The 20,904-nt window shown below is 67.5% G+C and carries 24 protein-coding genes and 2 tRNA genes; 10 read left to right on the top strand and 16 right to left on the bottom strand.

Features of this window, described 5'->3' with window-relative positions:
* Positions 1 to 18 precede the first annotated feature (18 nt).
* Positions 19 to 777, top strand: coding sequence for a site-specific integrase (locus B7P44_RS08115; protein ID WP_133118108.1), 759 nt, complete (start codon positions 19 to 21; stop codon positions 775 to 777).
* Positions 778 to 861: 84 nt separating this feature from the next.
* On the opposite strand, the gene B7P44_RS08110 is transcribed toward B7P44_RS08115, so the two are convergent.
* The 8 genes from B7P44_RS08110 to ssuD form a co-directional block, all read right to left on the bottom strand.
* A tRNA-His gene (locus B7P44_RS08110) sits at positions 862 to 937 on the bottom strand.
* 74 nt (positions 938 to 1,011) lie between these two features.
* Positions 1,012 to 2,031 carry a tRNA dihydrouridine(20/20a) synthase DusA gene (gene dusA / locus B7P44_RS08105; protein WP_088511425.1) on the bottom strand — a complete coding sequence of 340 codons (1,020 nt, stop codon included), beginning with the start codon at positions 2,029 to 2,031 and terminating at the stop codon, positions 1,012 to 1,014.
* A gap of 71 nt (positions 2,032 to 2,102) precedes the next feature.
* On the bottom strand, positions 2,103 to 2,357 hold the full coding sequence (locus tag B7P44_RS08100) for a hypothetical protein (protein WP_084902648.1): 255 nt from the start codon (positions 2,355 to 2,357) through the stop codon (positions 2,103 to 2,105).
* A gap of 39 nt (positions 2,358 to 2,396) precedes the next feature.
* Positions 2,397 to 2,594 carry a hypothetical protein gene (locus tag B7P44_RS08095; protein WP_084902646.1) on the bottom strand — a complete coding sequence of 66 codons (198 nt, stop codon included), beginning with the start codon at positions 2,592 to 2,594 and terminating at the stop codon, positions 2,397 to 2,399.
* A gap of 139 nt (positions 2,595 to 2,733) precedes the next feature.
* Positions 2,734 to 2,949: a TOBE domain-containing protein gene (locus B7P44_RS08090; protein WP_006400187.1), complete on the bottom strand. Its 216-nt coding sequence runs from the start codon at positions 2,947 to 2,949 to the stop codon at positions 2,734 to 2,736.
* Positions 2,950 to 3,003: 54 nt separating this feature from the next.
* The gene (locus tag B7P44_RS08085; RefSeq protein ID WP_084902643.1) at positions 3,004 to 3,960 is read right to left on the bottom strand and encodes an ATP-binding cassette domain-containing protein; all 957 of its coding nucleotides are present in this window, start codon (positions 3,958 to 3,960) and stop codon (positions 3,004 to 3,006) included.
* A complete protein-coding gene (gene ssuC / locus B7P44_RS08080; protein ID WP_084902640.1) occupies positions 3,957 to 4,769 on the bottom strand; it encodes an aliphatic sulfonate ABC transporter permease SsuC in 813 nt (270 codons plus the stop codon). Before ssuC ends, B7P44_RS08085 begins: the two co-directional genes overlap by 4 nt.
* Positions 4,770 to 4,786: 17 nt before the next feature.
* Positions 4,787 to 5,944: an FMNH2-dependent alkanesulfonate monooxygenase gene (gene ssuD, locus B7P44_RS08075; protein ID WP_084902637.1), complete on the bottom strand. Its 1,158-nt coding sequence runs from the start codon at positions 5,942 to 5,944 to the stop codon at positions 4,787 to 4,789.
* 339 nt (positions 5,945 to 6,283) lie between these two features.
* On the opposite strand from ssuD, the gene B7P44_RS08070 reads away from it, so the two are divergent.
* A complete protein-coding gene (locus B7P44_RS08070; protein WP_084902635.1) occupies positions 6,284 to 6,712 on the top strand; it encodes a hypothetical protein in 429 nt (142 codons plus the stop codon).
* Between the two features lie 102 nt (positions 6,713 to 6,814).
* On the opposite strand, the gene B7P44_RS08065 is transcribed toward B7P44_RS08070, so the two are convergent.
* Genes B7P44_RS08065 through B7P44_RS08055 form a run of 3 tightly spaced genes read right to left on the bottom strand, consistent with a single transcriptional unit; the run spans position 6,815 to position 8,826 of the window.
* The gene (locus B7P44_RS08065; protein WP_084902633.1) at positions 6,815 to 7,957 is read right to left on the bottom strand and encodes an enoyl-CoA hydratase/isomerase family protein; all 1,143 of its coding nucleotides are present in this window, start codon (positions 7,955 to 7,957) and stop codon (positions 6,815 to 6,817) included.
* Between the two features lie 29 nt (positions 7,958 to 7,986).
* Positions 7,987 to 8,325: a DMT family transporter gene (locus tag B7P44_RS08060; protein ID WP_059560391.1), complete on the bottom strand. Its 339-nt coding sequence runs from the start codon at positions 8,323 to 8,325 to the stop codon at positions 7,987 to 7,989.
* Between the two features lie 3 nt (positions 8,326 to 8,328).
* Complete coding sequence (locus tag B7P44_RS08055) at positions 8,329 to 8,826, bottom strand: heme-degrading domain-containing protein (RefSeq protein ID WP_084902630.1); 498 nt, start codon at positions 8,824 to 8,826, stop codon at positions 8,329 to 8,331.
* Positions 8,827 to 9,023: 197 nt separating this feature from the next.
* Between B7P44_RS08055 and B7P44_RS08050 the strand changes: the two genes are divergently transcribed.
* The 7 genes from B7P44_RS08050 (at position 9,024) to B7P44_RS08020 (ending at position 14,330) form a co-directional block, all read left to right on the top strand.
* Positions 9,024 to 9,100: transfer RNA gene (locus B7P44_RS08050), tRNA-Met, on the top strand.
* 161 nt (positions 9,101 to 9,261) lie between these two features.
* Complete coding sequence (locus B7P44_RS08045) at positions 9,262 to 9,807, top strand: NUDIX hydrolase (RefSeq protein ID WP_084902628.1); 546 nt, start codon at positions 9,262 to 9,264, stop codon at positions 9,805 to 9,807.
* A 9-nt stretch (positions 9,808 to 9,816) separates the two neighbouring features.
* Positions 9,817 to 10,581, top strand: coding sequence for a leucyl/phenylalanyl-tRNA--protein transferase (gene aat / locus B7P44_RS08040; protein ID WP_084902625.1), 765 nt, complete (start codon positions 9,817 to 9,819; stop codon positions 10,579 to 10,581).
* Positions 10,582 to 10,614: 33 nt separating this feature from the next.
* On the top strand, positions 10,615 to 11,445 hold the full coding sequence (locus tag B7P44_RS08035) for an arginyltransferase (RefSeq protein WP_084902623.1): 831 nt from the start codon (positions 10,615 to 10,617) through the stop codon (positions 11,443 to 11,445).
* Positions 11,446 to 11,577: 132 nt separating this feature from the next.
* Entirely contained in the window at positions 11,578 to 12,615 is a 1,038-nt protein-coding gene (locus B7P44_RS08030; protein ID WP_084902620.1) for a quinone-dependent dihydroorotate dehydrogenase, read from the top strand.
* A gap of 92 nt (positions 12,616 to 12,707) precedes the next feature.
* A complete protein-coding gene (locus B7P44_RS08025; protein WP_084902617.1) occupies positions 12,708 to 13,502 on the top strand; it encodes a cystine ABC transporter substrate-binding protein in 795 nt (264 codons plus the stop codon).
* Positions 13,503 to 13,634: 132 nt separating this feature from the next.
* The gene (locus tag B7P44_RS08020) at positions 13,635 to 14,330 is read left to right on the top strand and encodes an amino acid ABC transporter permease (protein ID WP_084902614.1); all 696 of its coding nucleotides are present in this window, start codon (positions 13,635 to 13,637) and stop codon (positions 14,328 to 14,330) included.
* A gap of 36 nt (positions 14,331 to 14,366) precedes the next feature.
* On the opposite strand, the gene B7P44_RS08015 is transcribed toward B7P44_RS08020, so the two are convergent.
* The 4 genes from B7P44_RS08015 to B7P44_RS08000 form a co-directional block, all read right to left on the bottom strand.
* The gene (locus B7P44_RS08015) at positions 14,367 to 15,353 is read right to left on the bottom strand and encodes a Gfo/Idh/MocA family protein (RefSeq protein ID WP_084906519.1); all 987 of its coding nucleotides are present in this window, start codon (positions 15,351 to 15,353) and stop codon (positions 14,367 to 14,369) included.
* A gap of 101 nt (positions 15,354 to 15,454) precedes the next feature.
* The gene (locus B7P44_RS08010; protein WP_084902612.1) at positions 15,455 to 16,171 is read right to left on the bottom strand and encodes a FadR/GntR family transcriptional regulator; all 717 of its coding nucleotides are present in this window, start codon (positions 16,169 to 16,171) and stop codon (positions 15,455 to 15,457) included.
* A gap of 253 nt (positions 16,172 to 16,424) precedes the next feature.
* Positions 16,425 to 17,129, bottom strand: a complete 705-nt coding sequence (gene rpiA / locus B7P44_RS08005) for a ribose-5-phosphate isomerase RpiA (protein ID WP_084902610.1) — start codon at positions 17,127 to 17,129, stop codon at positions 16,425 to 16,427.
* Between the two features lie 85 nt (positions 17,130 to 17,214).
* A complete protein-coding gene (locus B7P44_RS08000; RefSeq protein WP_084902608.1) occupies positions 17,215 to 18,090 on the bottom strand; it encodes an N-acetylmuramoyl-L-alanine amidase in 876 nt (291 codons plus the stop codon).
* A 230-nt stretch (positions 18,091 to 18,320) separates the two neighbouring features.
* Between B7P44_RS08000 and B7P44_RS07995 the strand changes: the two genes are divergently transcribed.
* Positions 18,321 to 20,006: a long-chain-fatty-acid--CoA ligase gene (locus B7P44_RS07995; RefSeq protein WP_084902604.1), complete on the top strand. Its 1,686-nt coding sequence runs from the start codon at positions 18,321 to 18,323 to the stop codon at positions 20,004 to 20,006.
* Positions 20,007 to 20,131: 125 nt separating this feature from the next.
* Here the strand turns inward: B7P44_RS07995 and rlmB are convergent, their stop codons facing one another.
* Entirely contained in the window at positions 20,132 to 20,875 is a 744-nt protein-coding gene (gene rlmB, locus B7P44_RS07990; protein ID WP_084902601.1) for a 23S rRNA (guanosine(2251)-2'-O)-methyltransferase RlmB, read from the bottom strand.
* Positions 20,876 to 20,904: the final 29 nt, after the last annotated feature.

Genomic DNA, 20,904 nt, shown 5'->3' with positions numbered 1-20,904 from the left:
ATCGGCGCCAACAAGGACATGGCGCTGATGTCGACGATGTGCAATTACTGGATCCGATGGGGGCTTATCAAGGCGAATCCGTTCGGTGGGACGAGGCAGAACAAGGCGGATCGCGACGTCCGCGCGATCGAGCACCACCAGGTCCTGCGCTTCGACCTCTGGGCGCTGCGTCAGGACCAGGCATACCGCACGATGGGTGTCGCCGCGATGTTCTGCTACCTCACTGGGTTCCGCGCTGCCGAGGTGCGCCCGCACGACATGTCCGGACTGACGGACGCCGGCGTGCGCGTCATCGGTTCAAAGCGAAAGAAAGGTGAGGCGCAAACCGTCAAGCTCCGACACTGGTCGCCACGGCTGCGCGCCGTCGTCGAGCGCGCGAAACGCGGCCGGAAGGTCGAGAGTCTGTTCCTCTTCCCGAACCGGAAGGGGCTGATGTACTCGAAGAGCGGATGGGCATCGGTGTGGCAGGACGCGATGTACGCCTTCATCGGCGAGTACGACGCAGAGATCGCGAAGGAATTCGAGGTCAAGAAGATGCGCGAGGCGGCGCAGCGCATCGCGAACCGAATCAATCGGCCGGTCAAAGGCGGGATGGAGCTGATGCTCACGAAGCACGCCGACTACTTCTCGCTGCAGGACATTCGCCCCGCGGCGATTACGACGAAGCTCGAGAATCGATCAGCCGATGCATACGATTTCGCGGCGCACTCGAACCCGAGCACAACGCATCGGCACTACGATAGACGGAAGGTAAAGGCCACGAGCGCGACAGAGTGAATTCCGAAATTCGAGTTCCCGTTCCGAAATTCACATCACGGAAAGCAAAACAGGCACCGAAGTGCCTGTTTTGCTTGAGAATTCTGGGGTGGCTGATGGGACTCGAACCCACGACGACAGGAATCACAATCCTGGACTCTACCAACTGAGCTACAGCCACCACTGATACTGCTTGCCTCTTCGCTGCGCCGCTTGGTGATCAGCAGCAGAGAAATGAGATTATATGGGGTCTCTTTAATCTTGCCAAGCGTTTTTTTCAAAAATTTCTTCGGCAGCGAAAAGATGCGCACGCGCCTCGTCGAACACGGCCAGATCGCCGCGTGCGAGCTGCTTGTTGTCCGACAGCACGCGCCGCCAGCCGCGCGCCCCCGCAACGCCGCGATACAGCCCGAGCGCATGGCGCACGACCGCGCCGAGGTAGGTGCCGCGCTTCAGCTCCGCCGCGCAGTATTCGATCAACCGCGCCTCCGCTTCCTCGCGCGTCGGCGCTGCGTCGCTCGCGCCATAGAACCGCGCATCGACGCCCGCCAGCACATAAGGATTGTGATACGCCTCGCGGCCGAGCATCACGCCGTCGACGTGCTCGAGATGCTGCGCAACCTCGTCGAGCGTCTTGATACCGCCGTTGATCACGATCTCCAGCGACGGGAAGTCACGCTTCAGCCGATATGCATAGTCGTACTTGAGCGGCGGAATCTCGCGATTTTCCTTCGGCGACAGCCCTTTCAGGATCGCGTTGCGCGCATGCACGACGAACACCTCGCAGCCCGCTTCGGCAACCGTGCCGACGAAATCCCGCACGAATTCATATTCCTCGACCGCATCGACGCCGATCCGGTGCTTGACGGTCACCGGCACCGACACGGCATCGCGCATCGCCTTCACGCAATCCGCGACGAGCTGCGGCTCGTTCATCAGGCACGCGCCGAACGCGCCGCGCTGCACGCGTTCCGACGGGCACCCGCAGTTCAGGTTGATTTCGTCATAGCCCCATTGCTCGCCGAGCTTCGCGGCGCGCGCGAGATCGTCCCGCTCGCTGCCGCCGAGCTGCAGCGCGACCGGCGATTCGCTCGGCGTGAACGCGAGGTGGCGCTGCGCGTCGCCGAACAGCAGCGCGCCAGTCGTGATCATTTCCGTATAGAGCCACGTATGGCGCGTGAGCGTACGGTGGAACGACCGGCAATGACGATCGGTCCAGTCGAGCATAGGCGCCACGGAAACGCGGCGAGGAGGAAGCGAAGACGAAACGGGCATGGAATTCGGGCAACGAGCGGCGCGGAAGCAACCCGCCATTTTACCGCAACCGGCGCCCTGCCTGCCCGGCGCTATGCGCCCGCATCGCCGGCCAGCTCCGTATCGACCGCGCGCCGCGCCTCGTCCAGCACGCGTTCGATCACCCGGCGCTCGGTCAGCAGCAGCCCGTCGACCTTCACGAGCCGCCAGTCGATCCGCACCGCGTCGCCTTGCAGCACGCGATAGTGCACGTGCTCGCCGTCCCAGACCTGCTCGGTCTTCACTTCGATCTCGAAGCCGCGGTACGGCTCGCCGTAGTCGCCGAGATCACTGCCTCTCAGTTCCATCGCGCGCTCCGTCGACGCTCGCGGCCCCGCGCGGGCCGCTCAGTCATATTCATCAGACAAGATGGCCTTGCCGTCGGCGGTGAGATCGACCCGGTCGGCGGCCGCCTGATAGATCAGCCCTTCGTTCAGCAGCACGTAAACGATGTCGCTGAATGTTGCCGGCACCGGCCGGCTGTCGCCGAACTGGTCGATCCATTTCAGCGCCTCGATGGCTTCGGGAGAAAGGATGGGAATCATGCGCTGCCTCCGCGTCGGTGTCGTTCCATCCTAGCACTTCGCCCGGACGGCGAACACCGATGCAATCACGCAGCGAGCAGCGCAAGACGCCGCGACGAGCGGTAGCGCCCGCCGACGGCGTCCACGCCGACAGCCCCGCTCAAAGCCGCGCGATCGACACCTCGGTGGACTTCACGAGCGCGACGACTTCGGCGCCGACCTTCAGTTCGAGTTCGTCGACCGAGCGGGTCGTGATCACCGACGTGACGATGCCGAACGGCGTTTCGACGTCGACCTCGGACACCACGGGCCCGCGAATGATCTCCTTCACCTTGCCTTTGAACTGGTTGCGCACGTTGATTGCTGTAATGCTCATCGGTTGATCGCTCCGAAGAAAAAGTCTCATGGCGGGCGGACGGCGCCGCCCCGGTTAGACGGCCCAGCGAATCCGCGCAGCCGGCCGGACGCCCTGCGCGTCGCGGGCAGGTGGCGCGGTCGCGCCCGCAAGCACGCGCCGCAGCACGCGATCCTCGAGCGTCGCGAACGCGGCCGACGCGCGCTCGCGCGGCCGGTCGAGCGGCACCGGCTGGTCGAGCGCGACACGCCCTTGTTCGATCAGTAGGATCCGGTCGCCGAGCGCGACGGCTTCCTGCACGTCGTGCGTGACGAGCAGCGCGGTAAACCGGTGCTCGCGCCACAGGCGCTCGATCAGCGCATGCATCTCGATGCGGGTCAGCGCATCGAGCGCGCCGAGCGGCTCGTCGAGCAGCAGCAGTTGCGGCCGATGCACGAGCGCTCGCGCGAGCGCGACGCGCTGCCGCTGACCGCCCGACAGCTGCGCGGGCCAGTCATCGGCGCGCTCGAGCAGGCCCACTTCGTCGAGCACCGCGCGCGCGTCGTCGCGGGCGCCGCGCCCGAGTCCGAGCATCACGTTCTGCAGCACGGTCTTCCACGGCAGCAGGCGCGCGTCCTGATACATGATCCGCGTGTCGAGCACGCCGCCGCCTTCGCCGCGCGCCGTCAGCACGCCGGTGCTCGGCTGCTCCAGACCCGCGACGAGCCGCAGCAGCGTCGACTTGCCGCAGCCGCTGCGGCCGACGATCGCGACGAAGCTGCCGCGCGCGATGCCGAGATCGACGTCGTCGAGGACGGTGCGCGCGCCGAAACGCTTGCCGACACCGCTCAGCGTGACCACATCGTCCGCCGCGGGGCCGGCGGCGGCGCCCCGATGGCGCCGCGCGAGCGGCACGACCGATGCGCCGCTGTCGCGCTCGAGCATCACGGCGTCGCGGGCGTCACCGTCCGCGATGCGCGCCTGCGTGAATTCCGCCTCGAGGTCCGCGGCGGCGAGCGGCCCGAATCCGGCCGCCGAAGTCGTCGCATTCATGACTGTGCTCCGGGTTGATAAGCGGGGTGCCAGCGCAGCGTCGCGCGCTCGAGCCACTTCGCGAGCACGTCGGCCAGCTTGCCGAGCACCGCGTACAGCAGGATGCCGACCACCACCACATCGGTCTGCAGGAATTCGCGCGCGTTCATCGTCATGTAGCCGATGCCCGACTGCGCGGAAATCGTTTCCGCGACGATCAGCATCACCCACATCAGCCCGAGCGCGAAGCGCACGCCGACGAGGATCGACGGCAGCGCGCCGGGCAGGATCACGTCGCGATAGAGCGCGAAGCCGCGCACGCCGTAGCTTTTCGCCATCTCGATCAGGTTCGCGTCGACCGAGCGGATCCCGTGATACGTGTTGATGTAGACCGGGAAGAACACGCCGAGCGCAACGAGGAACAGCTTCGCCGTCTCGTCGATGCCGAACCACAGGATCACGAGCGGGATCATCGCGAGCGCGGGGATGTTGCGGATCATCTGGATCGTCGAATCGAGCGCGATCTCGGCGGCTTTCGACAGGCCGGTCGCGAGCCCCAGCGCGAGGCCGACGCCGCCGCCGAGCGCGAAGCCGAGCAGCGCGCGCCAGGTGCTGACCTTCACGTTCGCCCACAGCTCGCCGGACACGACGAGCGACCACGCAGCGCGCACGACGGCGACCGGCTCCGGCAGCACGCGGGTCGACAGCCAGCCGATGCGCGCGCCAGCTTCCCAGACGATCAGGAGCGCGAGCGGCACGAGCCACGGCGCCGCGCCGCGCCACGCACGGGTGGCAATGGTGCCGCCCGCGGTCGACGGTTTCGTTGTCATCGCTGCCCTCCCCTCGCTCAGCTCTGGCTCGCCTTCGGCAGATAGTTGTTGCCGACGATCTCGCCGAACGGGCCGGACAGCGGGCCGGTCGCCTTCGACGCGCGCGGCCCCTTGATCAGCGGGAACACGAGCTCGGCGAAGCGATACGACTCCTCGAGGTGCGGATAGCCGGACAGGATGAAGGTGTCGACGCCGAGCTCGGCGTATTCGCGCATGCGCTCCGCGACCTGTTCCGGATTGCCGACGAGCGCGGTGCCCGCGCCGCCGCGCACGAGGCCGACGCCGGCCCACAGGTTCGGGTACGCCTCGAGCGCCTCGCGGCCGCCACGCTTGCCGCCGTGCAGCGCGGCCATGCGGCGCTGCCCTTCCGAATCCATGTTCGCGAATGCCTGCTGCGCACGCGCGATAGTCTCGTCGTCGAGGCGGCTGATCAGCCGCTCGGCGTCGCGCCACGCTTCGTCCTCGGTCTCGCGCACGATCACGTGCAGGCGAATGCCGAACTTGATCTCGCGGCCGCGTTCCGCCGCCCGTGCGCGCACGTCGGCGATCTTCTTCGCGACCGCTTCGGGCGGCTCGCCCCACGTCAGGTAGGTGTCGATGTGATCGGCGGCGATCGCGTGCGCGGCCGGCGACGACCCGCCGAACCACAGCGGCGGGTGCGGACGCTGCACCGGCGGATAGAGCGCCTTGCCGCCCTTCGACTGCAGGTGCTTGCCGATATAGTCGAAGCCGCCGTTGTCGTGCGACGCGCTCAGCAGGCCGCGCCAGATATGCAGGAAATCGTCGGTGATCGCATAGCGCGTATCGTGATCGGCGAACAGGCCGTCGCCTTCGAGTTCGGCGGCATCGCCGCCCGTCACGACGTTGATCAGCAGACGCCCGCCGGACAGACGGTCGAACGTCGCGGCCATGCGCGCGGCCAGCCCCGGCGACGCAATGCCGGGCCGCACCGCGACGAGGAACTTCAGGCGCTGCGTCGCCGAAATCAGGCTCGATGCAACGACCCACGCGTCCTCGCAGGAGCGACCGGTCGGCAGCAGCACGCCCTCGTAGCCGAGCGTGTCGGCCGCGACGGCGACCTGCTTGAAGTAGTCGTAATCCGCGGCGCGCGCGCCTTCGGCCGTGCCGAGATAGCGGCTGTCGCCATGCGTGGGGATAAACCAGAACACATTCATCTGCTGCTCCTGCGTGACTGTCCTTGCCAGAATTGAGATAAAACACGGCCCTGCTCGCGCCGCGGGTGGGCAGCGCATGCATTGCGTGCGTTCGAATCGGGATGGCTCGCCGGCCAGCCGCGCGGCGGGCGAGTACGCGGTTGCGCGGCGGGTTATGGGAAATCAGTCTAGGGACGGGGGGTGGGCTTTGGAACGATTTTTTTGAGCTTAGGTTTTCCGCTTTCGTGATTAGCATGACGCTGGAGCGAATATCGGCCCGGGCACCCCCTATAATGACGGACCATTTCGAACAATTCCGCGGGGACGGCCCCGGCCGTACGCGCCCGCGGTGCACTTACGATGCAGAAAGTCATCCTGCCGTTCCTGTCGGGCTTCCTGGCCGCCCTGTTCTTCCGCGAAGCGACGCTCGCGCTGCTGCATACCGCGGACCTGATCGCCGCGGCAGGTTTCTCGACCGCGCCGTTCGCGCCGCTCGGCATTCCTGAATTTGTCGCAAACGCGCTGATCAGTGCGTGCTGTGCCATTCCGATGGCGTGGCTGCTGCGCGTGTCGCCGGAGCGCGAGGCGCCGTGGATCGGCGCGCTGGTGTTCGGCGGGATCGTGCTGACCGCCGCCCGCGTGTTCGCGATCGATCCGCTGCGCGGCATCTGGCCGTCCGGCAACATGCTGCCGGTGCTCGCGGTCGGCTTCGCGGCGAATGCGCTGTGGGGCTGGGGCGCGCTCGTGTTCATGCGCGCGTTCATGTCGGACGCCGCGGGAGAGGATTGACGAGCCAAAGCACTCGTCCGCTTCAAGCCTGAAAACGAATCGGCCGCCTGCATGTGCAGGCGGCCGATTCGTTTCATCCAGTGGCCATGCGGACGACGCGCGTCAGTCCCGCAGATTCCGCAGCGGATGCGTGTCGGGCGTCCACGGGCTGTCGAACATCGCCAGCACGTCCGCGCGGCCGACGTCCGCAATCGACTTGAAGCGCCAGGCCGGCTGCTGGTCCTTGTCGACGATCAGTGCGCGCACGCCTTCGATCACGTCGCCGCGCGCGAAAGTCGAGCGCGTCAGGTCGAGGTCGCGCCGCAGGCAATCGGCCATCGTCGCGCCGCGCGCGCGCTCGACTACTTCCAGCGACACCGCCATCGACAGCGGCGACAACTGGCTGCGCATCGCATGCGCGGCCTTTTCGACCCAGCCGTCCACCGCCGCGCAATCCTGTTCGGCGTCGAGCGACGCGAGCGTCGCAACGAGATCGGGCTGCGCGAAATGACGGTCGACCCCGGCGCACGCGTCGGCAAGCGCCGACGTGTCGGGCGTCGGCACGACCTTGTGCGCGGCGGCGGCCGCGGCCACGCATTCGACCGCCTGCGCGCCGCTGTCGAAGCGTTCGTGACGCAATGCGTCGAGCAGCGCCGGCAGCGCCGCGTCGGGCACGTACACGTCGGCGAGCTGCGCGTACAGCGCGCCAGCCGCATCGAGCGTCGCGCCGGTCACCGCGAGATAGCGGCCGATCGCGCCGGGCGTGCGCGCGAGGAACCAGCTCATCCCGACGTCGGGGAACAGGCCGATGCGCGTCTCCGGCATCGCCATCTTCGTCGAATCGGTGACGACGCGCAGCCCGCCCGTGTGCCGCGCCGCCTGCGAAATGCCCATGCCGCCGCCCATCACGACGCCGTGCATCAGCGCGATGTACGGCTTCGGATAGGTGAAGATCGCGTGGTTGAGCGTGTATTCCTCGATGAAGAACGTGTCGACCGCGTCACGGTCGCCGCGCTGCCATGCGTCATGGAAGAAGCGCACGTCGCCGCCCGCGCAGAACGCGCGTGCGTGCGGGCTGTATACGACGACCGCGACGACCTCGGGATCGTCGCGCCATGCGTCCAGCGCCGCGTGCAGCGTGCGGATCATCCCGACCGACAGCGCGTTGAGCGCCTTCGGCCGGTTCAGCTCGAGAAAGCCGATGCGGTTCGCCACATAGGCGCGCACGTCGGGCTGGTCGGAAGCGACGGGAATGGAATCGGTCATGGAAGCAATCCGGCTGGTCGCAGGCGCGCTCAGTGCGCCTGCATCTTCGAGAACAGGTTCAGCACGACGACGCCCGCGACGATCAGCGACAGGCCGATCACCGCCGGCACGTCCGGCACCTGACGATACAGCAGCATCGCGACGAGCGTGATCAGCACGATGCCGGCGCCCGACCACACCGCATAGATGATGCCGACCGGCATCGTCCTGAGCGTGAGCGACAGGCAGTAGAACGCGGTGGCGTAGCCTGCCACGACGAGCAGGGACGGCCACAAGCGGGTGAAGCCGTCCGCCGCGCGCAGCGCGGACGTGCCGATCACCTCCGCGACGATCGCGATCGCGAGCCAGGCGTAACCGGGGAGCTGCATCGCTCAGCTCCTCGCCAGCGCGAGCGCCGCATAGTCCAGCCCCAGTTCCGCGCAGAGCGCCTCGACGACCAGTTCGTGGTCCGCGCGCTGCGGCAGCCCCGACACGGTTACCGAGCCGATCACGCCGGCGCCGTCGACCGTCAGCGGAAACGCGCCGCCGTGCGGCGAGTACTCGGTCACCGGTAGCCCGTGCTTGTCCGCGAGCGTCGTGCCGGCTTGCTGCATGCGCAGGCCGATCGCATACGAGCTGCGGCGGAAATGCGCGACGACGTTGCGCTTGCGGCGCACCCAGTCGGCATTGTCGGGCGTCGCGCCGGCCAGCGCGGCAAAGAACAGCGTCTGGCCGAACGTCGTGATGTCGATCGCGACCGCATGGCCGCGCGACGTGGCAAGCGCATGGAGGCGGCTGCCGAGCGCCCACGCGCGGGCAGCGTCAAAACGGGGGAAGACGAGCGCCTGTTCCTGCGCGCCGATCGACTGCAGATCGAGAGGAATATCCATGAATCCGTCAAAGCGAAAAGGAGGCGCAGCCAGGACCGCTTCCATCGCGCGCGGCGCTGCTGCCGGGGTGTCGACACAAACCGTTCGATTCTAGCGCACGGCCCGCCGTACCGGCCCCAGAAGCCACTTTAAGCCGATTGTCAGAAAGTGCTTGCACTTCTGAAACCGATTCCCGTATAATTTATTTCTTCGACGGACGCGGGGTGGAGCAGTCTGGCAGCTCGTCGGGCTCATAACCCGAAGGTCGTAGGTTCAAATCCTACCCCCGCAACCAAGCGTCCCGATTCATGCAGGAAGCCCGGCCAAAGCGCCGGGCTTTTTGTTTTCCGCGCGCGCTTTGCACCATGCCCGCGCGCCTGCCTCCGGTCGACTCGACCGTTCGAGAATGCCTCTCCCCGGTGATACACTCGCATCACCTCGTCCCTTCCACACGACATGAAATTCTGCTCCGTCTGCGGTCACGAAGTCATCGCGCGCATTCCCCCGGGCGACAACCGCGAACGCTTCGTCTGCGATCAATGCGGCACGATCCACTACCAGAATCCGCGCAACGTCGTCGGCACGGTCCCCGTGTGGGGCGACCAGGTGCTGCTGTGCCGCCGCGCGATCGAGCCGCGCTACGGCTTCTGGACGCTGCCGGCGGGCTTCATGGAAATGGGCGAGACAACGGCCGAGGCCGCCGCGCGCGAAACGCTCGAGGAAGCCGGTGCGCGCGTCGAGGTGCAGAGCCTCTTCACGCTGCTCAACGTGCCGCACGTGCACCAGGTGCACCTCTTCTACCTGGCGCGTCTCGTCGATCCCGGGTTCGAGGCCGGCGAGGAAAGCCTCGAGGTGAGGCTGTTCGACGAGTCCGACATTCCGTGGGACGAAATCGCGTTCCCGACGGTCAGCCAGACCCTGCGGTTCTTCTTTGCCGACCGTGCCGCCGGCGACTACGGCGTCCACACCGGCGACATCTTTCGCTCGCTGCGCAACGGCTGAGCGCCGCCCATGGTCCCCTGGCTCGGCCCAGACGATCCGTTTCCGCCCGTCGAGCGGGCGCTCGGTCCGGCAACCGGCGCACCGGGGCTGCTCGCCGCGAGCGCCGACCTGCTGCCGTCGCGCCTCATCGACGCCTACCGGCACGGCATCTTCCCGTGGTATTCGGACGGTCAGCCGGTGCTGTGGTGGAGCCCCGACCCGCGCATGATCCTCGCGCCGGCCGAGTTCAAGGTGTCGCCGTCGCTGAAGAAGACGCTGCGGCGCGTGCTGCGCGAACCGGCGTGGGAGGTGCGGGTCGACCACGATTTCGCCGGCGTGATGCGCGCCTGCGCGCAGGCGCCGCGACGCGGCCAGCGCGGCACCTGGATCACCGCGGAGATCATCGACGCGTACACGTCGCTGTACCGTGCCGGCAACGCGCACAGCATCGAGACCTGGCATGACGGACGGCGCGTCGGCGGGCTCTACGGCGTCGCGTTCGGGCGGATGTTCTTCGGCGAATCGATGTTCGCGGACGCTACCGACGCGTCGAAGATCGCGCTGGCGACGCTCGTCGCGCACCTTCGCGAGCACGGGCTGGAAATGATAGACTGCCAGCAGAATACGTCGCATCTAGCGTCGCTCGGCGGCCGCGAGATCGCACGCAAGGCCTTCGTCGCTCACGTGCGCCGCGCAGTGGCCGAACCGCCGATACCGTGGCAGTTCGACAAGCGCGTGCTCGCCACGCTGGCGGGCCGCGGCGAACCGGCGGCCCCCGCCGGAAACGAGCGCTAGCGCGGCACTCCCTCCTCGCCACGAGAGCTGCCCATGACTCACCCGACTGAGCTGCCGCTTTCACCGCTTTCAGCGCTGCAATTCTATGCAACGGCGCCCTACCCGTGCAGTTATCTGGACGGCCGCATCGCGCGCTCGCAGGTCGCGACGCCGAGCCACCTGATCAATTCCGATATCTACACCGAGCTCGTCAAGGCCGGCTTCCGGCGCTCGGGCGTCTTCACCTACCGGCCGTACTGCGACGGCTGCCGCGCGTGCGTGCCGGTGCGCGTGCCGGTCGCGGCGTTCACGCCGAGCCGCACGCAGCGGCGGATGTGGAAACGGCACCGCGCGCTCGTCGCGACGGTGTCGCCGCTGCATTACGACGAAGAGCATTACGCGCTCTACATGCGCTACCAGTCCGCGCGCCACGCGGGCGGCGGGATGGACCGCGACAGCCGCGACCAGTACGAGCAGTTCCTGCTGCAAAGCCGGATCAATTCGCGCCTCGTCGAATTCCGCGACCTCGATGCGGCGGGCGGCGAGCGCGGCCAACTGCGCATGGTCAGCATGATCGACATCCTCGGCGACGGGCTCTCGTCGGTGTACACGTTCTTCGAGCCGGACGACCCGCACACGAGCTACGGCACCTACAACATCCTCTGGCAGATCGAGCAGGCGAAAAGCCTCGGCCTGCCCTACGTGTATCTCGGCTACTGGATCCGCGAAAGCCCGAAGATGGCGTACAAGGCGAATTTCCATCCGCTCGAAGGGCTGATCGACGGGCGCTGGAAAGTGCTCGATCCGGAACGGCTCGACCTGCCGCCCGTCGACGCGGCGCTCGCGCGCGCGCCGCTCCCCGGCGGGCATTCCGGCTCGGTCTGACACGCGCGTACAGCGCGGCGCCACGCGCCACGCAATCCGGCCGTCACGGCGCGCGCCAGCCGAAGACCGCCCCGGGCGCGCAACTCCCGGTAAAATAGCCGGTTGTCATATTTTCGGCTGTCGCTCATTCCCGTGTTCAGTTCCCTCTATCCGCTGGCCCGCGCATCCTTGTTCAAGATGGATGCGGAAGATGCTCACCACCTCACGCTGCGCGCGCTCGGCGCGGCCGGCCGCACCGGCCTCGCCTGCGCGCTGTCGGCTCGCGTGCCCGACGCGCCGCGCACCGTGATGGGACTCACGTTCCGCAACCCGGTCGGCCTCGCGGCCGGCCTCGACAAGGACGGCGCGGCAATCGACGGCCTCGCGGCGCTCGGCTTCGGCTTCATCGAAGTCGGCACGGTCACGCCGCGCCCGCAGCCCGGCAACCCGCGCCCGCGCATGTTCCGGCTGCCGGAGGCCGACGCGCTGATCAACCGGATGGGCTTCAACAACCACGGCGTCGACCAGTTCGTGAAGAACGTCCAGGCGGCCCGCTACCGCGGCATCCTCGGGCTGAACATCGGCAAGAACGCCGACACGCCGATCGAGCGCGCCGCCGACGACTACCTGTACTGCCTCGAGCGCGTCTATCCGTTCGCGAGCTACGTGACGATCAACATCTCGTCGCCGAACACGAAGAACCTGCGCCAGCTGCAGGGCGCGGGCGAGCTCGACGCGCTGCTCGCGGCGCTCAAGGACAAGCAGCAGCGCCTCGCCGACCTGCACGGCAAGCTCGTGCCGCTCGCGCTGAAGATCGCGCCGGACCTCGACGACGAGCAGGTCAAGGAAATTGCCGACACGCTGCTGCGCCACAAGATCGAGGCGGTGATCGCAACCAACACGACGCTGTCGCGCGCCGCGGTGCAGGGCCTGCCGCACGCGGACGAGGCCGGCGGCCTGTCCGGGCGGCCGGTGTTCGAGGCGTCGAACGAGGTGATCCGCAAGCTGCACGCCGAAGTCGGCAGCGCGGTGCCGATCATCGGGGTCGGCGGCATCTTCTCCGGTGCGGACGCACAGGCGAAGCTCGCGGCCGGCGCGTCGCTCGTCCAGCTGTACACCGGTTTCATCTACCGCGGCCCGTCGCTCGTCGCCGAATGCGTGAAGGCGGTGGCCGGCGCGCGAGCGTCGTAATATAGGCATAAGCAAACTATATTTCGCCATTGATAGCGTTTTCGCTATCATCGATCCGAATCATTGACCCGGACCGGGTAAGGAAATACACGATGAAAATTGCGCTGCTGAAGAAACTGCTGGTCGCCGGCCTGATCGGCGCGTCGTTCACCGCCGCGACCGCGCACGCGGCCGACCTCCTCGACGAAGTGAAACAGCGCGGCACGCTGCGGGTCGGCCTCGAAGGCACGTTCCCGCCGTTCAACTCGAAGAGCCCGCAGGGCGAGCTGGTCGGTTTCGACGTCGACATCGCGAAGGCCATCGCGGCCAAGCTCGGCGTGAAGGCGGAATTCGTCACGACCGAATGGAGCGGCATCATCGCCGGCCTGCAGGCGGGCAAGTTCGACGTGATCGCCAACCAGGTCGGCATTACCGACAAGCGCAAGGAAACGCTCGACTTCTCGCCGGCGTACACGTACTCGTCCGCGCAGCTGATCCAGCGCAAGGACGACACCCGCCAGTTCAAGTCGCTCGAGGACCTGAAGGGCAAGAAGCTCGGCGTCGCGCTCGGCACGAACTACATGGACATGGCGAAGTCGGTGCCGGGCATCGACGTGAAGACGTATCCGGGCGCGCCCGAATACCTGCGCGATCTCGCGGCCGGCCGTCTCGACGCGGCGCTCAACGACCGCCTGATGCTCGCGTACCTGACGAAGAACGCGCAGCTGCCGCTGCGCCCGGGCTCGAACGTCGGGTCGGCGAACCCGTCGGGCATTCCGTTCAAGAAGGGCAACCCGAAGTTCCAGAAGGCGATCGGCGACGCGATGGCGCAGCTCGAAGCCGACGGCACCTTCACGAAGATCTCGGACAAGTGGTTCGGCATCGACGTGACGAAGCCGATCAAGTAAGCATTCAGGCAAGCTCGCCAGCATTGCCCGCCGCAAGACGGGTCGAAAGGGCGGCATCCTCAACGATGCCGCCCTTTGTTTTTTCGCCCGGTTTATGATTGCGCTTTCGCGCCTGCACCCGCTTAGCACTCCATGTCGACCACATCCCTGCTCGTCCAATCGCTGCCGGTACTTGCCCAAGGGGCCGTGCTGACCGTCAAGTTCGCCATCCTGTCGATGGTGTTCGGCCTGCTGGGCGCCGTCGTGCTGGCGATGATGGGCATCCGGCAAAGCGACGGCATCACCTCCGGCTTCGAACGCATCGTCGTGAACACGCTCGCGGCGCTCGCACGCGCCTATGTCAGCGTGATGCGCGGCACGCCGCTGCTCGTGCAGATCTTCGTGATCTACTACGGGCTGCCGAGCCTCGGCATCTCGCTCGATCCGACGCCCGCGGGCGTCATCGCGCTGTCCGCCAACGTCGCCGCCTACATGTCCGAAAGCATGCGCGGCGCGATCAACGGCATCCACCGCGGCCAGTGGCTCGCCGCGTACAGCCTCGGGCTGTCGTGGGGGCAGACGCTGCGCTACGTGATCGGCCCGCAGGCGCTGCGCATCGCCGTGCCGAGCCTGTCGAACAGCCTGATCAGCCTGATCAAGGACACATCGCTCGTGTCGGTGATCACCGTCACCGAGCTGCTGCGCAGCGCGCAGGAAGTGATCGCCGCGACCTACCAGCCGCTGCCGCTGTATCTGGCCGCCGCCGCCGTGTACTGGGTGCTGTGCCAGATCCTCGAATGGGTGCAGCGCTGGTACGAGAAGCGGCTCTCGCTGCCGGCGCGGCACTGACGCAACACACACATCACGCGCCGGACGGCAGCCGCCTCACTCCCCCGGATATCGCACGCCGAGCGCGGCGCGCGCCGCATCGGTCATCGCGATCATCCGCCGCGAATGGTCGTGCGTCATCACCGGGCTTTCGGTTTGTCCCGCGCGCAGCAGGTCGCAGAAATGCGCGGTCTCGTAGTTGAGGCCGCCGCCGTCGAACGGCGCATCGAGCTCGACCACCCGGCCGTCCGCATAGCAAATCGTCGCGCGCGCCGGATTCCACCATTTCTCGTGGATCGTCACATGCCCGCCCGCCGCGGCCAGCAGCGCGTCGCCGCGCCCCATCACGTCGAGCCCGCAGAAGAGCTGCGCGATGCCGCCGTTAGCGTGGCGGCTGTTGAGGCTCGCGAACACGTCGACGCCCGTCGCGCCGACCCGCCCCAGCGTCTGCACATCGAGCGGCGCGCCGAGCCAGTCGACCGCGAGAAACGTCTCGTAGATGCCGATGTCGAGCAGCGCGCCACCCGCCTGCTCGAGGCGATACACCGGATGGTCGCCGGGCACGCTCGATGACGCGCAGCCGGCCCGCACGAGCCGGATCTCGCCGATCGGGTCGTCGCGCAGATGCGCGCGCAGCTTCCGGTACAGCGGGAAGAACGGCGGCTTCATCGCCTCCATGAACAGCCGGCCGGCGTCACGCGCCGCGCGCAGCACGGCTTCGAGCTGCGCCGCATTGAGCGTCGCGGGCTTTTCGCACAGCACGGCCTTGCCGGCCGCAAGCGACGCCAGCGTGTACTGTGCGTGACTGTCATGAAGCGTCGCGATGTAGATCGCATCGACGTCGCTCGCGAGGAGCGCGTCGAGGCTGGCGGCGGGGGCGCCGCCATGGGTCGCGCAGAAGGCCGCTGCGGCGTCGGCGCGGCGCGCCCAGGCGCCTGCCAGCGCGGCGCCCGGTACGTGCGCGAGGCTCTGCGCGAAGCGGCGCGCGATGCTGCCTGCGCCGACGATGCCGAAGCGCACCGGGCGTGATTCGAGGTCGTTCATCCGGATCATCCGTGTCGGTCGTGTGACGATGGCCGACACCATGCCGGCCGGGCGTCATGATAAACGGCAAGCCGCCGGCCGGATGAACGGATTGCGCCGGGTCAGGCTCGCACGGGCACGTCGACGGAAAAGTCCCGCGAGATTTCGTCGGCGCTGAAGTCGATCAGCGCGAGCGACGCCGCTTCGGCCTCGCGCGGATCGCGGCGTTCGATCGCGTCGACCACGCGTGCGTGCGCCTTGAGCGCCACGTCGTGCGCGCCCTCCTTCAGCACGACGCGCGGATTCACGAGCCGCACCGCGCCGCGGACGATCGCCGCCATCTGCTGGAAGAACTGATTGCCGCTCGCGTGCACGATCCGCGTATGCAGCAGTTCGTCGGCCGCATCGTAGCCGGGGTCGCCCGGCAGCAGCGCCTTGAATGCGTCGAACGCCTCGCGAATGCCCGCGACCTCGGCCGCGCTCGCGCGCACGGCCGCCTGCGCGGTCGCGCGCGGCTCGATCAGCATCCTGAATTCGATGACGTCGCGCATGAACTGCGGATCGGGTTTCGCCCGAAACCGCCAGCTCACGACGTCCTCGTCGATCATGCGCCAGTCGCGCATGGGCCGAACGCGCGTACCGACTTTCGGACGGACGTCGAGCATGTCGCGCGCCAGCAACATCGACAATGCCTCACGCATGACCGTGCGGCTCACGTCGAATTCCTTCGACAGCACATCCTGCGGCGGCAAAATGCCGCCGTACTTGTCCTCGACAATGCCCGCGACAAGTCCATCCATCACTTTGGCGACCAGTGACCGGTCTTTGCCCTGCTCCATGACACCTCCCCGTGCGTCGATTTGCGAATACCTGCTCCGCAGTTCCGCCGGCCCTGGTTACGACTGTTCTTATGATCTATAAGTTGATGAGTTTCGAGGCCGTTACGCTATCTGGTAAACACCTGACAGGGTTATCCCTCTTACTTTCCGGGGGGATTTATAAGGCTTCAAAAAAAGCCCGGGAAGCGCTCTGCGCTTGCCGGGCCACGATTTTCAATAAGATTTGAACATGCAGTGCATTACGCACTGCTTTTCATTTCTTACAAACGTCCGGATAAACGATAGTCTCGACGCCGCTCTCCGTGCCGAGCAGGCACAGGTTCGCGCCGCGCGTCGCGAACAGGCCGACCGTCACGACGCCCGGCCATGCGTTGACCTCCGCTTCGAAGCCGCGCGGATCGGCGATCTGCAGGCCCTTCACGTCGATGATCTCGTTGCCGTTGTCGGTAAAGTACGGCGCGCCGTCCTTCGTCACGCGCAGCACCGGCACGCCGCCGGCCGCCGTCACGCGCCGGCCGATCGCGGTGCGCGCCATCGGCACCACTTCGATCGGCAGCGGGAATGCGCCGAGCACCGGCACGCGCTTGCTCGCGTCGGCGATGCACACGAACGTATCGGCCACCGACGCGACGATCTTCTCGCGCGTCAGCGCGCCGCCGCCACCCTTGATCATCGCGCCGCTCGCGTCGATCTCGTCCGCGCCGTCGACGTACACCTGCAGCGATTCGACGTCGTTCAGGTCGAACACCGTGATGCCGTGCGCCTTCAGGCGCTCGGTCGTCGCGACCGAGCTGGACACCGCGCCGCGATAGCGCGACTTGACCGCGGCCAGCGCGTCGATGAAGCAGTTGGCGGTCGAGCCGGTACCGACGCCGATCACCGCGCCTTCCGGCACGTTCTGGATCACGTAATCGGCCGCTGCCTGGCCGACGAGGCGTTTGAGTTCGTCTTGAGTCATGGGAGGGTGATGCTGAGCGATTGCGGAAAAGCGCCAGTTTACCGGAGTCGGGCGAGAGTCCGCGCGTTTCCGGCACGCGGCGCGCTCAAGGTGCGCCGGAGGCCGTCCCGTCTTCCGCCGGCGCCTGGCCCGGGAAATACTTGTCGAGCAGCGCCTGCGCGATCGCGTCGCTCTCCGCGTCCGGGTTGCCCGCGCAGTCGGACGGCCGGAAATGCATCTGGAACGCGGCGAACACGCGGCGCGTACGCGCGTCGAGCACGCCGTCCGTCGGCACGTCGTAGCCGTAGCGCGCGAGCTTGAGCTGCAGCCCGCCCACGTCGACGGCCGCATGCGGATCGCGGCCGGCCAGGCGCGCGGCAATCGTCGCGTCATCCGGCCACGCGCCGACGCCGGCCTGCGCGAGCGCGCGCCACGGGAACGCCGGGCCCGGGTCGATCTTGCGCTGCGGCGCGATGTCGCTGTGCCCGACGACGCGCGTCGGCGGGATCTGGTAGCGCGCGACGATGTCTTGCGACAGGCGGACCAGCGCGTCGACCTGCTCCGGCGGATACGGCTGCCACGTGCGGCCCTGCGGCGTGTCGGTCGGCCCGCCGTTGACGTTCTCGATGCCGATCGACGCCGCGTTCAGCTCCGTCGCGCCCTGCCATGCGCTGACGCCCGCGTGCCACGCGCGCTGCGCTTCCGGAACGAGCTGATAGACGACCGGCTTGCCCCATTCGATGCGCGGCTGCGCCGGCACGACGTAGTGCGCGCTGACCGCGTCGCCCGTCAGCGTGCGCAGCGATTGCGCTTCGCCGCTCTCGGTGTAGTGCATCACGAGAAAGCGGATGCGCGCATCGGCGCCCTGCGCGTGATGGCTCGTATCGGCGAAGTACGTGCCGCGCCCGACGAGCGACGGGGACGTGCACGCGGCCAGCAGGCAGAGGCCGGCGCAGATCGCGCCGCGAATGAAAAGTCTCATGGATCGGCATCCGGGGGAGCGGCGTGCGCCGGCCCCCTTCGGCCGGCGCTGCCCGCCATTCTAGCGAGTCCGCCGCGCGCGGTCGCGGTCCCGACCAGGGAACCGGCACGGGTCATCGACTTGTCATAGGCAGGCGTTCCCGCGACAATCGGCGTCCGCGACGCGCAGCGACGCGCTCCCGACAACGACAAAGCGACACGCGCGAGCGTCGCGACACTGAGAGAACCACGATGGAAAGAATCTGGCTGAAGTCCTACCCCGAGGGCGTTCCCGCGACCGTCGATCCCGATCGCTACCCGTCGCTCGCGCACCTGCTCGACGAGTCGTTCGCCACGTTCGCGGCGCGCAACGCGTATGCGTGCATGGGGCGCACGATGACCTACGCGGAGCTCGACGCGTACTCGCGCAACCTCGGCGCATGGCTTCAACAGCGCGGGCTGCGCAAAGGCGCGCGCGTTGCGGTGATGATGCCGAACGTGCTGCTGTATCCGATCGCGGTCGCCGCGGCGCTGCGCGCGGGCTATACGGTCGTCAACGTCAATCCGCTCTATACGCCGCGCGAACTCGAGCACCAGCTCCACGATTCGGGCGCGGAAGCGATCGTCGTGCTCGAGAACTTCGCGACGACGCTGCAGCAGGTGATCGCGCGAACCGACGTCCGGCACGTCGTCGTCGCGTCGCTGGGCGACCTGCTCGGCCCGGTCCGCGGCACAGTCGTCAACTTTGTCGTGCGCCGCGTGAAGAAGATGGTGCCGCCGTATCGGCTGCCCGGCGCGACGCCGTTTCGCACGGCGCTGCGGGACGGCGCACGGCAGCCGTTCCAGCCCGCCGCGCTGAATCACGACGACGTCGCGTTCCTGCAGTACACGGGCGGCACGACCGGCGTGTCGAAAGGCGCGACGCTCACGCACCGCAACGTGATCGCGAACATCCTGCAGAACGACGCGTGGAGCCAGCCGGCACTGCGCAAGGCGCCGCAGATCGACGCGCTGGTGACCGTCTGCGCGCTGCCGCTTTATCACATCCTTGCGCTGAACGCGTGCATGCTGATGGGCGCGCGCTGGGGTGCGATGAACCTGCTGATTCCGAATCCGCGCGACGTCGACGGGTTCGTCAAGGAGCTGTCGCGGCATCGCGTGAATTTCTTCCCGGGCGTGAACACGCTGTTCAACGCGCTGCTCAACCACCCCGGGTTCGCCGCGCTCGATTTTTCGGGACTGCGGATCACGCTCGGCGGCGGGATGGCCGTGCAGGAGGTCGTCAGCGCGCGCTGGATGAAGACGACCGGCTGCCCGATCCTCGAAGGCTACGGCCTGTCGGAGACGTCGCCCACCGCAACGCTGAATCCCCCGACGCTCACCGCGTTCACCGGCACGATCGGCCTGCCGGTGCCGTCGACCGACATCGCGATCCTCGGCGAGAACGACGAGCCCGTTCCGCAAGGGCAGCCCGGCGAGATCGCGATCCGCGGCCCGCAGGTGATGGCCGGCTACTGGAACCGCCCCGACGAGACCGCGAAGGCGATGACGCCCGACGGCTTCTTCAAGTCGGGCGACGTCGGCGTGATGGACGAGCACGGCTACGTGCGCATCGTCGACCGCAAGAAGGACATGATCCTCGTGTCGGGCTTCAACGTGTACCCGAACGAGATCGAAAGCGTCGTAGCCGCGCATCCGGGCGTGGTCGAATGCGCGTGCGTCGGCGTGCCGGACCCGAATTCGGGCGAAGCGGTGAAGCTGTTCGTCGTGCGACGCGATCCGGCGCTCACGGCCGAGGAACTGATGGCCTATTGCAAGAAGGAGTTCACCGGCTACAAGAAGCCGAAAACCATCGAGTTCCGCGACAGCTTGCCGAAATCGAACATCGGCAAGATCCTGCGGCGCGAGCTGCGGGACGAGCACGGGCAGACTGCGTAGTTGCGCAGGGAACAGCCGTTCCGGACGACCATGAAAAAAAGCGGCATCGTTACCGATGCCGCCCGTTTCAGGCCTGCCGGCCGGCCTTCGCGTCGACCGGCGGTCGACGCGACGACGTCAGCACGTCACGCCTTCACGCGCCGCTGCCGCACCGCCTCGTACAAACACACGCCGCTCGCGACCGACACGTTCAGGCTCTCGACGCTGCCGGCCATCGGAATGCTCATCACTTCGTCGCAGGTGTCGCGCGTGAGCCGGCGCATGCCCTCGCCTTCCGCGCCCATCACAAGCGCGACCGGGCCGTCGAGCTTGATGTCGTAGAGCGTCGCCGACGCTTCGTCCGACGTGCCGATGATCCACACGCCGGCTTCCTTCAGCTCGCGCAGTGCGCGCGCGAGGTTCGTCACCGTGATGTACGGCACCGTGTCGGCCGCGCCGCTCGCGACCTTCGCCGCCGTCGCGTTCAGGCCGACCGCACGGTCGCGCGGCGCGATCACCGCATGCGCACCGGCCGCATCGGCCACGCGCAGGCACGCGCCGAGGTTGTGCGGATCGGTGACGCCGTCGAGCACGAGCAGCAGCGCCGGGCCCTGGATGCCGTCGAGCAGCTCGGACAGGTTCTGTGCGAGCGGAATGTCCTCGACGCGCGCGACGACGCCCTGATGGCGCTCGGTGTGCGCGAGCCCCCACAGGCGCGTCTCGTCGGCCGCGATCAGCCGCACGCCCGCTTCCTTCGCGGTGTGCAGGAAATCCTGCATGCGGCGGTCGCGGCGCGTCTGGTCGTACAGCACCTCCGCAACCGTCGACGCATCGTGCCGCAAGCGTGCGGTCACCGCATGAAAACCGTAAAGAACCTTCAGACGTGACATGACTGGAACAACCTTCGATCAAACGCGCG

It is taken from the genome of Burkholderia ubonensis subsp. mesacidophila (assembly GCF_002097715.1).
In the GTDB taxonomy this organism is placed as follows: domain Bacteria; phylum Pseudomonadota; class Gammaproteobacteria; order Burkholderiales; family Burkholderiaceae; genus Burkholderia; species Burkholderia mesacidophila.
This window is presented reverse-complemented; position numbering and strand designations above follow the sequence as displayed.